Here is a 13,798-nt window from a genome sequence, read left to right as displayed (position 1 = left end):
TGGATGCCCGGGTCAAGCCCGGGCATGACATTTTGGGGGAAGGTTTTCTTGCTCCGATCTTCTACAAATTTCTTAAGATTTTTCTTATCGAATTGACGTTTTCTAGGCGTCAATTAAGCTGCCTCTCCGCAACCGGAACAAGCGAGCCGGCGAAGGTATTCGGTGAAGGAACACCGCCGTTCCGCTCGGCCCGAACAGAGAAGGCAGCGCCATGACCTCATCCCCGTTCAAGCGCATCCTGGCCGTGGCCGCGCTCGGCGCCGGCCTCTTGACCACCTCCGCCGCCATGGCCGCCGATGCGGTCCGCGTCGGCTCCAAGATCGACACCGAGGGCCGCCTGCTGGGCAGCATCATCCTGCAGGTGCTCGAGGCCAACGGCATCCCGACCGAGAACAAGCTGCAGCTGGGCACCACCAAGATCGTGCGCAGCGCGATCCTGTCAGGTGAGATCGACGCCTATCCGGAATACACCGGCAACGGTGCCTTCTTCTTCAACATCGACACCGACCCGGCGTGGAAGAACGCGCAAGCGGGCTACGACAAGGTCAAGCAGCTGGACGAGGCCCAGAACAAGATCGTCTGGCTGACCCCGGCCCCGGCCAACAACACCTGGGCGCTGGCGGTGCGGCAGGAGGTGGCCGACGCCAACAAGCTGAAGACGCTCGAGGACTTCGCCAAATGGGTGAAGGACGGCGGCGACGTCAAGCTGGCGGCCTCGGCCGAATTTGTCGAGAGCCCGGCGGCCCTGCCCTCCTTCCAGTCGGTCTACGGCTTCAAGCTGAACCAGGACCAGATCGTCACCCTGGCCGGCGGCGACACCGCCGCCACCATCCGCGCGGCGGCGGAGCAGACCTCCGGCGTCAACACCGCCATGGTCTACGGCACCGACGGCGCCATCTCTTCGGTCGGGCTGGTGGTGCTGGATGACAGCAAGGGCGCGCAGATCGTCTATGAGCCGGCGGCGACGATCCGCGCCGACGTGCTGGCCAAATACCCGAAGATCAAGGACGCGCTGGACCCGGTCTTCGCCTCGCTCGACCTCAAGACCCTGCAGGAGCTGAACGGCAAGATCGCGGTCGACGGTGAGGACCCGCAAGCGGTCGCGGCCGAGTACCTGAAGGCGAAGGGGTTCGTGAAGTAGGGCGGCGATGCCTTCCCTTTCCGCGACTTCTCTCTTAGTCCCCCCTCCCCTTGCGGGAGGGGGGCTCTCTATGGCTTGGTTCAGCCGAGGACCGTCCTTCGTGGCGAACCCACCATGCCCCTGATCCGCAACCGCGTGCTGCTGGTGCTGGGGGTGGTGGCGCTGGCCGGGGGGCTGGCGCTGCCGATCCTGACCCATGCGCCGAACCGGCTGCTCTCCGGCAAGCCGATCGGCGTGCTCGACCTGGCCGGGCCCTGGGCGGCGCTGCCGGTCGCCGCGGCCGTCCTGCTGCTGGTCGGCGCCTTCGTGCCGGCCCGGCGCTGGACGCTCGCGGTACAGCTGGTCGCCGGCATCGGCATCGCCATCGGCCTCATCTGGCTGGCCGGAGTCCAGGCCGAGCTGCTGGCCGCCGGCGCCCGGCCCTCGGCCCGCACCTCGCTCGGCGCCGGCTTCTGGGTACTGGCGCTGGCGGCGCTGCTGGCCGCGGCCGACGGCGCGCGCCGGCTGCAGCTCGGCCCCCTTGCCCGGCTGGGCGCGGCGCTGCTGCTGGCGGTGCCGGTCGCGGCGCTGATCGCCGGCGGCGCGGTCGACCAGCTGTCGCTGATGAAGGAATATGTCCAGCAGCACGGCGTGTTCGGCCCGCAGGTGCTGCGCCACCTGCTGCTGGTCGGGCTGGCGCTGGTGCCGACCCTCTTGATCGGCGTGCCGCTGGGCATCGCCGCGCACCGCTCCGCCGCCGCGCGCGGGCCGATCTTCTCGATCCTCGGCATCATCCAGACGATCCCGTCGATCGCGCTGTTCGGCCTCTTGATCGCGCCGCTCTCGGCCCTGTCCACCGCCTTGCCCTGGCTGGGCATCGCCGGCATCGGCCTGACCCCGGCGGTGATCGCGCTGACCCTCTATTCGCTGCTGCCGATCGCGCGCAACACCGCGGCCGGGCTGGGCCAGGTCGAGGCCGGGGTGATCGACGCCGCCCGCGGCATCGGCATGACCAGACGCCAGATCTTCCGCAAGGTCGAGGTGCCGCTGGCCCTGCCGGTCTTCCTGTCCGGCCTGCGCATCACCCTGATCCAGGCGATCGGCCTGGCCGCGGTAGCGGCGCTGATCGGCGCCGGCGGCCTCGGCGCCGTGATGTTCCAGGGCCTGTTCGCCAACGCCCTCGACCTGGTGCTCCTGGGCGCCCTGCCGATCATCCTGATGGCGGTGGCGGTCGACGCCCTGTTCCGCATCCTGGTCGACGCCCTGCCCTCTTCGGCAAGGAGAGCCGTATGATCGAGTTCGAGCATGTCAGCAAGGTCTTCGACGGCGTCAAGGCGGTCGACGACTTGACCCTGAGCATCCCCAAGGGCGCCTTCTGCGCCCTGATCGGCTCCTCCGGCTCCGGCAAGTCGACCAGCCTGCGCATGATCAACCGGCTGATCCCGCACACCGAAGGCACGCTCAAGGTCGGCGGCGAGGACGTGGCGGCGATCCCGGTCGAGACGCTGCGCCGCCGCATGGGCTATGCTATCCAGTCGATCGGCCTGTTCCCGCACTGGACCGTGGCCCGCAACATCGCCGCGGTGCCGGCCCTGCTGGGCTGGCCGCAGCCGAGGATCGACGACCGGGTGCGCGAGCTGCTGGCGCTGCTGCAGTTGGACCCGCGCTTCGCCGAAAAATACCCGCACCAGCTGTCGGGCGGGCAGCAGCAGCGGGTCGGCGTCGCCCGGGCGCTGGCGGCCGACCCCGAGGTGCTGCTGATGGACGAGCCCTTCGGCGCGCTCGACCCGATCACCCGCGACGCGCTGCAGGGCGAAATGGCGCGGATCCATCGCGAGACCGGCAAGACCATCGTCTTCGTCACCCACGACATGGACGAGGCGCTGCGCCTGGCCACCCAGATCGCCATCCTCGACCATGGCAGGCTGGTGCAGCTGGGCAGCCCGCGCGAGATCCTGACCGCGCCGGCCAACGACTTCGTGCGCGATTTCATCGGCCGCGACGACCTCGGGCTGAAGCTGCTGGCGACCGAGACGGCGGCGGACCGGGTGCGGCCCGGCGAGGCGGCCGAGGGCGCGCCGATCCCGGCCGAGGCCTCGCTGCGCACCGCGCTGTCGATCCTGGTGGCGCGCCATGCCGACAGCGCCCCGGTGGCGGCGGCGGACGGCAAGCCGCTGGGCGCCCTGCATCTCGACGATCTGGTGCGGGCGTGAGCGTCGCCCAGCCCGCCACCGCGGACCCGATCCGCTCGGGCTGGCGCCCCTGGCGCGACCCGCTGCTGTGGCTGGCGGCCGGCTTCGCCGCGCTGGTGTTCGGACTGCCGCTGACCAAGCCGATCTTCGCCGCCTGGTTCCCGCAGCTGGAGCGGCCCTTCTATGAGGCCGACAGCTTCCCGGCCCTGGTGGCGGCCCATGTGCTGCTGGTCGGGGCATCGAGCCTGATCGCGATCGTCATCGGCGCCGCCGCCGGCATCTTCGTCACCCGCCGGTCCGGGGCCGAGTTCCGCGGCCTGGTCGAGACGGTCACGGCGATGGGCCAGACCTTCCCGCCGGTTGCGGTGCTGGCGATCGCGGTGCCGCTGATCGGCTTCGGTGCCTGGCCGGCGCTGATCGCCCTATCGCTCTACGGCCTGCTGCCGATCGTCGAGAACACCATCGCCGGGCTGGAGCAGGTGCCGCCGGCGGCGCGCGACGCGGCCGAGGGCATGGGCATGGGGCCGGCCCGACGCCTGTGGTCGGTCGAGCTGCCGCTGGCGGCGCCGGTAATCCTGGCCGGCATCCGCACCTCGGTGGCGATCAACATCGGCACCGCAGCGATCGCCTCGACCGTCGGCGCCCGGACCCTGGGCACGCCGATCATCGTCGGGCTGAACGGCAACAACCTGGCCTATGTCATCCAGGGCGCGCTGGTGGTCGGCACGCTGGCGGTCCTGGCCGACCTCGCCCTCGGCCGCGTGACCGAGCTGCTGCAGCGCTGGAAACGGGCTTAGGGCCTCTCGGACCGAGGCTTGCTGCTGCCGACCCAGACGCGCGGCCCCGGCCCGAGCCGGGCGGCGCGGTCGGCCGGGTTGACCAGGCCGCAGGACGACAGCGACAGGCAGCCGCAGCCGATGCAGCCGGCGAGACCCGATTTCAGCCGCTCCAGCTCGGCGATCCGCTCATCGATCCGCTGGGTCCAGCCGCCGGACAGGCGCGACCAGTCCTCGCCGGTCGGGATGTGGTCGGTCGGCAGCGTGTCCAGCTCCGCCTTCACCTCCTCCAGCGACATGCCGAGGCGCTGGGCGAAGACGATGAAGGCGATCCGCCGCAGCACGGCGCGCGGGAAGCGGCGATGGCCGGAACCGGCGCGCTCGGACCGGATCAGCCCCCGCTCCTCGTAATAGCGCAGCGCCGAGGCGGCGACGCCGCTGCGCCGCGACACCTGGTTGATCGTCAGGACTCCGTCCATGGTTCCGCCACCGTGCCGCTCGTGCCTTCAAGCTAACTTGAGCTTGGTGCCAGCATCGATCAAGCCGGGACGGACGCCTCAGGCGAGAACCGGGGCGCGCTTCTCCAGCGTGTAGGACAGCACCGCGACGGCGAGGCCGATCACGGCGACGGCGGCGCCGAGATAGGGGATCTGGCCATAGGGCATGCCGGCGGTGATCGCCGCCCCGCCGAGCCAGGCGCCGGCGGCGTTGCCGAGGTTGAAGGCGCCCTGGTTCAGGGTCGAGGCCAGGTTTGGCGCCTCATGGGCCTGGTCGACCACGCGGGTCTGCAGCGGCGCGCCGAGGCTGAACTGGACCACGCCCCACAGCACCATCGCCGCCACGGCCGGCACCATGAAGGGCGCGGCCAGGCCGAAGCCGGCGCAGGCCACGGCTAGCGCGGTGAAGCTGGCCATCACCGCCGGCATCAGCCGCCAGTCGGCCAGGCGGCCGCCGAACAGGTTGCCGATTGTGATGCCGACGCCGAACAGCAGCAGCGCGGTGGTGACGCCCTGCGGCGTCAGGCCGGAGACGGTCTCGAGGATCGGGGTGATGTAGGTGAAGACGCAGAACAGGCTGACCGAGGACAGGATGCTGAGCGCCATGGCCAGCAGCACCTGCGGCTTGCGCAGTACCGAGAATTCGGACAGCAGGTTCCCGGCCGGCGCCTCGCGGTCGCGCGGCAGGATGAAGGCGATGGCCAGGGCGGCGGCGATGCCGATCGGCACGATCGCGCCGAAGGTGGCGCGCCAGCCGGCGACATGGCCGAGCGCGGTGCCGAAGGGCACGCCCAGCACATTGGCCAGGGTGAGGCCGGAGAACATCAGCGCGATGGCGCGGGACCGCTGGTGCCGCGGCACGAGGCCGGCGGCGACCACGGCGCCGATGCCGAAGAAGGCGCCGTGGCACAGCGCCGTCAGCACCCGCGCCGCCATCAGCGACCAGTAGTCGGGCGCCAGCGCGCACATGAGGTTGCCGAGGACGAAGACGCCCATCAGCCCGAGCAGCGTGGTCTTGCGCGGCAGCTTCGCTGTCAGCAGCGCGACGATCGGCGCGCCGATGGTGACGCTGAGAGCGTAGCCAGAGACCAGCATGCCGGCCGCCGGGATCGAGACGCCGAGGTCCCGTGCCACATCGGGCAGCAGGCCCATGATCACGAATTCGGTGGTGCCGATGCCGAACGCGGCAACGGCCAGGGCGAAGAGCGGCAGCGGCATGAGGGGCGAATCCGGTGACGGGACGTCGCCCCTAAGATGCGCGCTTACCTTCGCCCTAGGTCATACGAATGCTGCAATGCAGCATTCGGGAAATGCGGGGCGGAGACCGGAGGGTCTCCGCCTGCGAACGGTCAGGAGAATATGAAGTCGGTAGCATGGAGCTGGGATGCGGAGGTGATGCCGGTCAAACTGAGAGTGATGTCCGCGGTGCCGTTTCCGTTGGTGTCGACAACCAGCACCCCGCCCGCAAACCGCGCCTCGCTGTTTCCAGTTGCGCTGAACGCCGCTGCTCCGAGATAGCTGAAGGTGCCATGCAACAGCCCCTGGAACGCCAGCTTATCGCCTTGCGCTGAACTGAAGTCTGTCACGAGATCAGGACCATCGATGATGGCGGAAATGATAAAACGATCCTGGCCTGCTCCGCCGATCAATGTGTCGGTCCCGATACCGCCGATGAGGATGTCATCTCCATTGTTTCCGATCAGAATGTCGTCGCCCGCGCCGCCCAGGAGCCTGTCGTTGTTCAATCCGCCGTCCAGGACGTCCCGAGCCGATCCCCCATCGAGGACATCATCACCGGCGCCACCGGATAAGGAATCCCCCGCAGTCCCTCCCGTCACATTATCGTTCCCTTCCCTCCCGACAATGACGTGCCCCTTATCGCCCGTTATGAGAGTGTTCCCGGCCGAAGACAATGTGATGTCTAGTCGATAGGCGAACGTCAAATCTCTCAGGTCTATCGAACCTCCCGACACTATATCGATCTTGCTAGCGAGGATATTCACCAGATGGAGGCTATCCAGCTGGTCTGCTCCCATCAAGATTTTGACGCCGATCCCTTCAATGCTTTCAAAGTTGGAAATCTGCGCCTGAGATATATCGACAGACGGAACAGATACGGCATAACTGATCGATAACACGTCCCGCCCGACGCCTCCGTCATAGCGATCGCCAGCGACCGTATCACCGGCAAACACGAACAACACGTCGTTGCCGTCGCCACCGCGGACGTCATCGGCGCCGGCTCCGTCATAAAGCAGGTCGCCGCCGACATCGCCGATGAGCACGTCGTCCCCAGTCCAGCCCCTCAGGCTCGAGCTATGTGCGGAGGCGATAAGCGTATCATCACCACCTCCTCCCGAAGATCTGCTGCCGCCAATGACCATATCGTTCCCGGCCCCACCGGTCACAGCCGGTCCGACGAAGCCGGACCCGAAGTTCACGATATTTCCAAAGTCACTTAAATTGAAATTGAAGGCACTAAAAGCCACCATATCTGACAAATCAATAGATCCAGCATCATGAACATTTAACGTAGCGACAGAAATTTGCTGAAGACCATTTATTTGCTGACATGAAATATTAACAGTCTCCGTCGTCGATCCGGTAAGAAACTCGACACCGACCAAGGAAACTGTGAACAGATCGATAATGCCGCTCCGGATGACAATACCGTCCGATCCTGCACCGCCATCATAGACCTCGCCTGCCGCGACCTGGGCGATCTCGACATAAAGGGTGTCGTTCCCGGCGCCACCGTACAGAAGGTCGCGGCCGGCACCGCCGTTGAGCTGATCCGCCCCGTCGCCACCTGAAAGAGTGTCGTTTCCCGCACCGCCTTCGAGTTTATTGGCAGCGGCATTTCCCGTGATGATGTTGTCAAGCGCATTGCCCTGACCGAAGACCGCGACCGGGCCGGTCAGTGCGAGGTTCTCGACATTTGCGGCAAGCACGTGGTCGACGGAGGACCGAACCAGATCGATACCACCATCCCGAGCCTCGGAGATGACATCCCCCTCAGTCGGCGAGAAGCGATTGGTGCGATCGACGATGTAGATATCATCTCCTGCGCCGCCAGCGAGCACATCGTCTCCTGTCCCGCCGTCCAGCACATTGGCCCCGGCGTTGCCGACAATAGTGTTGGCCAGCGCGTTGCCGGTGCCATTGATAGCGGCCGCGCCTTGCAGGATCAAAGTCTCGACATCGGCGGAGAGCTGATGGCTGGCCCAGGCCAATACCTGGTCGGCGCCCTCGCCCTCCTGCTCCACCACCCGGTCGCCGGCCGCGCCGACGAGATAGATGTCGTCGCCCTTGCCTCCGATCAGCACATCGTCTCCGGCGGCGCCGTTGAGCACGTTGTTTCCGGTATTGCCGACGATCGTGTTGGCGAGCGCGTTGCCGGTGCCGTTGATGGCGGCCGTGCCGGTCAGGTTCAACTCCTCGAGATTGGCGCCGAGCGCGAAGCTGACTGAGGCCCGCACCCGGTCATAGCCCTCATTCGCCGCCTCCTGGACCCGGTCGCCGGCCGAATCGACGTCATAGACGTCGTTGCCCTTGCCCCCGACCAGCGTGTCGCTCCCGGCGCCGCCATTGAGCACGTTGTTCCCGACATTGCCGAGGATGGTGTTGTTCAAGGCGTTGCCGGCGCCGGACAGATCGGCCGTCCCGGACAGCGTCAGATGCTCGACATTGGCGGCGAGCTGGTAGCTGACCCAGGCCAACACCGAGTCGGTGCCTTCGCCCGCGCGCTCCACCACCCCATCGCCGGCCGTGGCGACATAGTAGACATCGTCGCCGAGCCCTCCGACCATAAGGTCGCTGCCCAGCCCCCCGTTCAGCCAGTCGTTCCCGGCCGCGCCATAGAGCGTATCGTCGCCAGCCTGGCCATAGATCTGGTCCGCCGCAGCGCTGCCGAGGATCCTGTCGGCAGCTGCCGTTCCCCAAAATACAGGCATGAAATCCTCCCGTTATCCTGCGGGCACCAGACCGCGTTTCGGCCCAGCGATGCGCGCATGCCCTTTTGAACCGCATCGTCCGCTCCGACCGGCCTCAATAGAACGCGAAATCGGAGGCGTGTAGCTGCGAAGCACTGGTGATTCCGGTCATCTTGATGGTGATGTCCGCTGTGCCGTTGCCATCCATATCGACCAACACCTGCCCGCCGGCGAAACGCGCCTCGCTGTTGCCGCTGGCCGTGAACGATGTCGCTCCGAGATAACTGAAAATGCCGTGCTCCCTATCGGCAAGGGCCAGTTTGTCACCCTGCAACGAGCTGAAATCCATGATCGTATCGACGTCTGAATATCCCGCGTAGAACACGAAACTGTCTCCGCCAGCCCCGCCTTCGAGCTGATCGGCTCCGCCGTCCCCACGAAGAACATCGCCCCCTCCGCCGCCGCGAAGGATATCGTCTCCAAGATCACCAACTATATTATTATAGCCATCTCCACCTGCTATATTATCATTTCCTTCAAGTCCGTTAAAATCTACAGCGCTCGACCCAATAACAGTATCGTCTCCGGAACCACAAAAAACCTGCAAATCCGCATACTTAGAATCCAAAATTAGCGTATTCCCAAAATCTGACAATATTACTCCATATATCTTCATGTTAGTATTGTCAAAATTGACAGATCCACCATCCGCAATCTCTATAAAGGTCGCAGTTATATTTGAAAATGATTCAATCTGCGATATAGAAAGCTTCGTCGAGAATATCTCAGCCTCAATTTCCAGATTCTCTATGTTCAAAAAAATTGTCTTTGATAGATCAGTTCTGTCGAAGTTGTGGAGCACATCTATACCATCACCGCCATCATAGATCTCGCCGATCGCTACATCCTTTCCGGAATCAGGGTCAGCAAACTCTCCTATGTTGAGCAAATCATTACCGGATCCGCCATAAAGCCGATCTTTGCCGAGCCCTCCAGTCAAATTGTCGTCGCCGGCACCTCCCATCAAGAGGTCGTCGCCGGCCTCGCCATTCAACAGATTCTTACCGATACCGCCAACCATGCTGTTGTTCAGGTCATTGCCGTAGGCATCCGCGACACCACTCCCGAGCAGCCTCACGTTTTCGATGTTTTCGCGAAGTTCGATGAGGGCGCTCTCCGTCCGCACACGTATCTCATCGATGCCCTCTCCGGCCTGTTCCACGATCGTGACGGTCAAATCGCTAAGGTAGGGGTCGATGTAATAGATGTCGTCGCCCCGGCCACCGGCCAGCACGTCGCGTCCCCTTCCACCGCCATCCAGCACGTTGTCTCCGGCATTGCCGGTAATGCGATTGTCGAGATGGTTTCCCACGCCATCGATATCCGATACGCCGTCCAGGATCAGGTTCTCGACATTGTCGGCCAGCCGGTGGCTGACCCAGGCCGTAACCTCGTCGATACCTTCGTCCGCCAGTTCCTGCACCCGATCACCGGCCGCGCCTATGGAATAGCGGTCGTCGCCCTTCCCTCCGGCCATGAGGTCGTCGCCGGCACCGCCCTCAAGAAGATCGCTTCCGTCCCCGCCATAGAGCCAGTCGGCGCCGTCGATGCCGGAGAGCCTGTCGTTGCCGGCGCCGCCGGAGAGGACGTCGTTCCCGACGCCGCCATAGAGCATGTTGGCGCCAGTATTGCCGGTGATCCTGTTGTCGAGCGCGTTGCCGACGCCGTCGAGATCGCCCGGGCCGACCAGGGTCAGATTTTCCACATTCGCGGTCAGCCAATAGCTGATCCAGGCCCGGACGCCGTCGACGCCCTCGGCCTGCAGTTCCATCACCCGGTCGCCGGCCGCATCGACCTCGTAGACGTCGTCGCCCTTCCCCCCGACCAGCAGGTCGCCGCCGGCACCGCCGTCGAGATAGTCGGCCCCGTCCCCGCCATAAAGCTGGTCGGCTCCGTCCTGGCCATAGAGCCTATCGTCGCCGGCCGCGCCGGAAACCAGGTCATTGCCGGCATCGCCATACAGCTTGTTGGCGCCGGCATTGCCGGTGACTCTGTTGCCCAGCGCGTTGCCGACGCCGTCGATGTCAGACGTACCGGCCAGGATCAGGTTCTCGACATTGGCGGTCAGCCGATAGCTGACCCAGGCCGTCACCTCGTCGACGCCTTCGCCTGCCAGCTCCTGCACTCGATCCCCGGCGGCACCAACGGAGTAGCGGTCGTCGCCCTTCCCTCCGGCCATGAGATCGTCGCTGGCGCCACCTTCGAGGAGATCGTTTCCGTCCCCGCCATAGAGCTGGTCGACGCCATCGCCTCCGGAGAGCCTGTCATCTCCAGCCCCACCGGAAAGAACATCGTCCCCGGCGCCGCCATACAGCATGTTGGCTCCGGCATTGCCGTCGATCCTGTTGCCCAGCGCGTTGCCGACGCCGTCGATATTCGAGGTGCCCTCCAGGGTCAGGCTCTCGACATGCGCGGTCAGCCAATAGCTGGTCCAGGCCCGGACACCGTCGATGCCTTCGCCCTGCAGCTCCGCCACCAGGTCGCCGGCAGCGCCGACCTCGTAGATGTCATTGCCCTTGCTGCCGGCCATGCCGTCACTGCCCTTGCCGCCCGCAAGCAGATCATCGCCGCCCCCGCCATAGAGGGCGTCGTCGCCATCGAGGCCATAGATCTGATCCGCCGCGGCGCTGCCGACGATCCTGTCGGCAGCCGCCGTTCCCCAAAATGCCGGCATGAAATCCTCTCCCCCTTCAAATCGGCGCGCCGCGGCCCGTGTCTCCCGGCCTTTCCGCGCTCATGCCAGCTTAATCTCGGCTCCGGCCCACTCGGCAATGCAGATTCTGCGGATTCGTGAAAAAATTCATATATCGGCTGGGCGCCCGGCCGCGCCGCCGCCGTGCTAGGGTCCGCCTCGCCCGCCTCCAAACCCGGCCCCGACCCGAGACCGCCATGGCCCGACGCCTGCCCCCGCTGATCGCGCTCCGCGCCTTCGAGGCCGTCGGCCGCCTCGGCAGCGTCCGCGCCGCGGGGGAGGAGCTGGCGGTCAGCCACACCGTGGTGTCGCGCCATGTCCGCAACCTGGAGCAGCGGCTCGGCGCCCGGCTGCTGCGGCCGGCCGGGCGCGGACTGGCGCTGACGCCGGAGGGGCAGCGCTACCTGGCCCAGATCGCCCAGGCGCTGGACCTGATCGAGCGCGCCACCGCCGAGCTGGCGGCGCCGCGCCGCCGCACCCTCACCATCTGGTGCGCCCCCGGCGTCGCCTCGCGCCGGGTGCTGCCGAAGCTGCCGGAGCTGGAGGCGCTGCTGCCGGAGCACGAGATCACCCTGCTGCCGACCCTGGCCCGGCCCGATTTCTCGCGCGACGAGGCCGATGCCGAGATCATCTATCTGGAGGCGGCGGCGCCGCGCGACGGGGTGCGGGCCGAGCTGTTGTCCAGCCCGCGCGTCTTCCCGGTGGCCAGCGCCGCCTTCCGCGCCCGCCATGCCGATGTCGCGGCGCCGGCCGACCTGCTGCGGGTGCCGCTGATCCATGAGGAATCGACCGAGCAGTGGGAGCGCTGGCTGCGCCGCGCCGGCGTGACCGAGCTGCCGCCCCTGCGCGGCCCGCGGCTGTGGCATGCCCATCTGGCGATCGAGGCGGCGCGGCTGGGCCAGGGCGTCGCCTTGGCCAATGCCGTGCTGGCCGGCGAGGACCTGGCCGCAGGCCTGCTGGTCGAGATGGTGCCGTCCGACATCCGCCTCGGCGGCTACTATTTCCTGTCCGAGGCGGCGCGCTGGGACGAGCCCGGCCTGGCCGTGCTGCGGGACTGGCTGCGTGATCTGTTCGCGACACCGAACGGCAGTGGTGCATAGAATGCACCAGACGCGTTCAAACTAGGCGATTGTGCAACGGGACTGCCGCACCGACCTTCTTGCCATAGCCTGACCCGAGGGGATGTTCATGACCACCAATGCCGAGCTGTTCCAGCGCCGCAACGCCGCCGTCGTCCGCGGGGTCGGGCACGCCACGCCGATCTCCGCCGCCCGCGCCCTGAACGCCGAGATCTGGGACGTCGAGGGCAAGCGCTATGTCGACTTCGCCGGCGGCATCGCGGTGGTCAATACCGGCCATTGCCATCCGAAGGTGATCGCCGCCGTCCAGGAGCAGATGGCGAACTTCACCCACACCTGCTTCCAGGTGCTGATGTACGAGCCCTATATCGAGCTGGCCGAGAAGCTGAACGCGCTGGCGCCGATCAGCGGCCCGCTGAAATCGGTGTTCTTCACCACCGGCGCCGAGGCGACCGAGAATGCGGTCAAGATCGCCCGCGCCGCCACCGGCCGCAGCGGCGTGATCTCGTTCACCGGCGCCTTCCACGGCCGCACCGTGATGGCCTCGGCCATGACCGGCAAGGTGGTGCCGTACAAGAAGGGCCTGGGCCCGGTGCTGCCCGAGGTCTGGCACCTGCCCTTCCCGGTCGCCCAGCACGGCGTCACCGTCGAGGATTCGCTGAAGGCGCTGAGCTTCCTGTTCAAGGCCGATGTCGACCCGCCGCGCGTCGCCGCCATCATCATCGAGCCGGTGCAGGGCGAAGGCGGCTTCTACGAGGTCCCGGCCGAGCTGATGCGCGCCCTGCGCCGGGTCTGCGACGAGCACGGCATCGTGCTGATCGCCGACGAGGTGCAGACCGGCTTCGGCCGCACCGGCAAGATGTTCGCGATGGAGCATTTCGACGTCGAGGCCGACCTGATCTGCGTCGCCAAGAGCCTGGCCGGCGGCTTCCCGCTGTCCGGCGTGATCGGCCGGGCGCCGATCATGGACGCCGCCGATCCGGGCGGGCTGGGCGGCACCTATGCCGGCAACCCACTGGCCTGCGCCGCGGCGCTGGCGGTGCTGGAGGTGTTCAAGGAGGAGAAGCTGCTGGAGCGCTCTAACGCCATCGGCGCCCGGATCAAGGCGCGGCTGGAGACGCTGTCGCGGCGCAACGACCTGCTGCCAATCGCCGGCATCCGCGGCCTGGGCGGCATGGTCGCCTTCGAGATCGTCAAGTCGCGCGGTGCCTACGACCCGGATGCCGACGCCACAAAGAAGGTGACCCAGAAGGCCTATGAGAACGGCCTGGTGCTGCTGTCCTGCGGCGTCAACGCCAATGTCGTCCGCATCCTGGTGCCGCTGACCGCCAGCGACGCCATCGTCGATGAGGGCCTGGACGTGCTGGAGACGGCCCTGGCGGCTGCGTAGTCGCCGGCAGCGCCACCGCCGCCCCCCCCCCCCCCCCCCCCCCCCGGCCGCCCCCCCCCC

The 13,798-nt window shown here is 66.6% G+C and carries 11 protein-coding genes; 7 read left to right on the top strand and 4 right to left on the bottom strand.

Annotated elements, in window-relative coordinates; translation table 11 throughout:
• From AAHM41_RS34160 to AAHM41_RS34140, 5 genes are all read left to right on the top strand, one after another.
• Positions 1 to 215 (top strand): hypothetical protein (locus AAHM41_RS34160; protein ID WP_342241099.1); only part of this gene is annotated, 215 nt, incomplete at its 5' end.
• A complete protein-coding gene (gene osmF, locus AAHM41_RS34155; protein ID WP_342241098.1) occupies positions 212 to 1,141 on the top strand; it encodes a glycine betaine ABC transporter substrate-binding protein OsmF in 930 nt (309 codons plus the stop codon). The genes AAHM41_RS34160 and osmF, both read left to right, overlap by 4 nt.
• Before the next feature lie 114 nt (positions 1,142 to 1,255).
• The gene (locus AAHM41_RS34150) at positions 1,256 to 2,413 is read left to right on the top strand and encodes an ABC transporter permease (protein WP_342241097.1); all 1,158 of its coding nucleotides are present in this window, start codon (positions 1,256 to 1,258) and stop codon (positions 2,411 to 2,413) included.
• A complete protein-coding gene (locus AAHM41_RS34145) occupies positions 2,410 to 3,333 on the top strand; it encodes an ABC transporter ATP-binding protein (protein WP_342241096.1) in 924 nt (307 codons plus the stop codon). The genes AAHM41_RS34150 and AAHM41_RS34145 overlap by 4 nt, the downstream gene beginning before the upstream one ends.
• Positions 3,330 to 4,109: an ABC transporter permease gene (locus tag AAHM41_RS34140; protein ID WP_342241095.1), complete on the top strand. Its 780-nt coding sequence runs from the start codon at positions 3,330 to 3,332 to the stop codon at positions 4,107 to 4,109. The genes AAHM41_RS34145 and AAHM41_RS34140 overlap by 4 nt, the downstream gene beginning before the upstream one ends.
• Here the strand turns inward: AAHM41_RS34140 and soxR are convergent.
• From soxR to AAHM41_RS34120, 4 genes are all read right to left on the bottom strand, one after another.
• Complete coding sequence (soxR, locus tag AAHM41_RS34135; protein ID WP_342241094.1) at positions 4,106 to 4,567, bottom strand: redox-sensitive transcriptional activator SoxR; 462 nt, start codon at positions 4,565 to 4,567, stop codon at positions 4,106 to 4,108. The two genes, AAHM41_RS34140 and soxR, sit on opposite strands and share 4 nt — an antisense overlap.
• Before the next feature lie 78 nt (positions 4,568 to 4,645).
• The gene (locus AAHM41_RS34130) at positions 4,646 to 5,803 is read right to left on the bottom strand and encodes an MFS transporter (RefSeq protein ID WP_342241093.1); all 1,158 of its coding nucleotides are present in this window, start codon (positions 5,801 to 5,803) and stop codon (positions 4,646 to 4,648) included.
• Positions 5,804 to 5,934: 131 nt separating this feature from the next.
• The gene (locus tag AAHM41_RS34125; RefSeq protein ID WP_342241092.1) at positions 5,935 to 8,538 is read right to left on the bottom strand and encodes a calcium-binding protein; all 2,604 of its coding nucleotides are present in this window, start codon (positions 8,536 to 8,538) and stop codon (positions 5,935 to 5,937) included.
• Positions 8,539 to 8,632: 94 nt separating this feature from the next.
• Entirely contained in the window at positions 8,633 to 11,251 is a 2,619-nt protein-coding gene (locus tag AAHM41_RS34120; protein WP_342241091.1) for a calcium-binding protein, read from the bottom strand.
• A 215-nt stretch (positions 11,252 to 11,466) separates the two neighbouring features.
• Between AAHM41_RS34120 and AAHM41_RS34115 the strand changes: the two genes are divergently transcribed.
• Positions 11,467 to 12,369 carry a LysR family transcriptional regulator gene (locus AAHM41_RS34115; protein WP_342241090.1) on the top strand — a complete coding sequence of 301 codons (903 nt, stop codon included), beginning with the start codon at positions 11,467 to 11,469 and terminating at the stop codon, positions 12,367 to 12,369.
• A gap of 88 nt (positions 12,370 to 12,457) precedes the next feature.
• Positions 12,458 to 13,738 (top strand): 4-aminobutyrate--2-oxoglutarate transaminase, encoded by a 1,281-nt coding sequence (gabT, locus tag AAHM41_RS34110; protein WP_342241089.1) that lies wholly within the window; start codon positions 12,458 to 12,460, stop codon positions 13,736 to 13,738.
• The last annotated feature ends 60 nt before the right edge of the window (positions 13,739 to 13,798 follow it).

This window comes from Inquilinus sp. OTU3971 (assembly GCF_038440215.1).
This window is presented reverse-complemented; position numbering and strand designations above follow the sequence as displayed.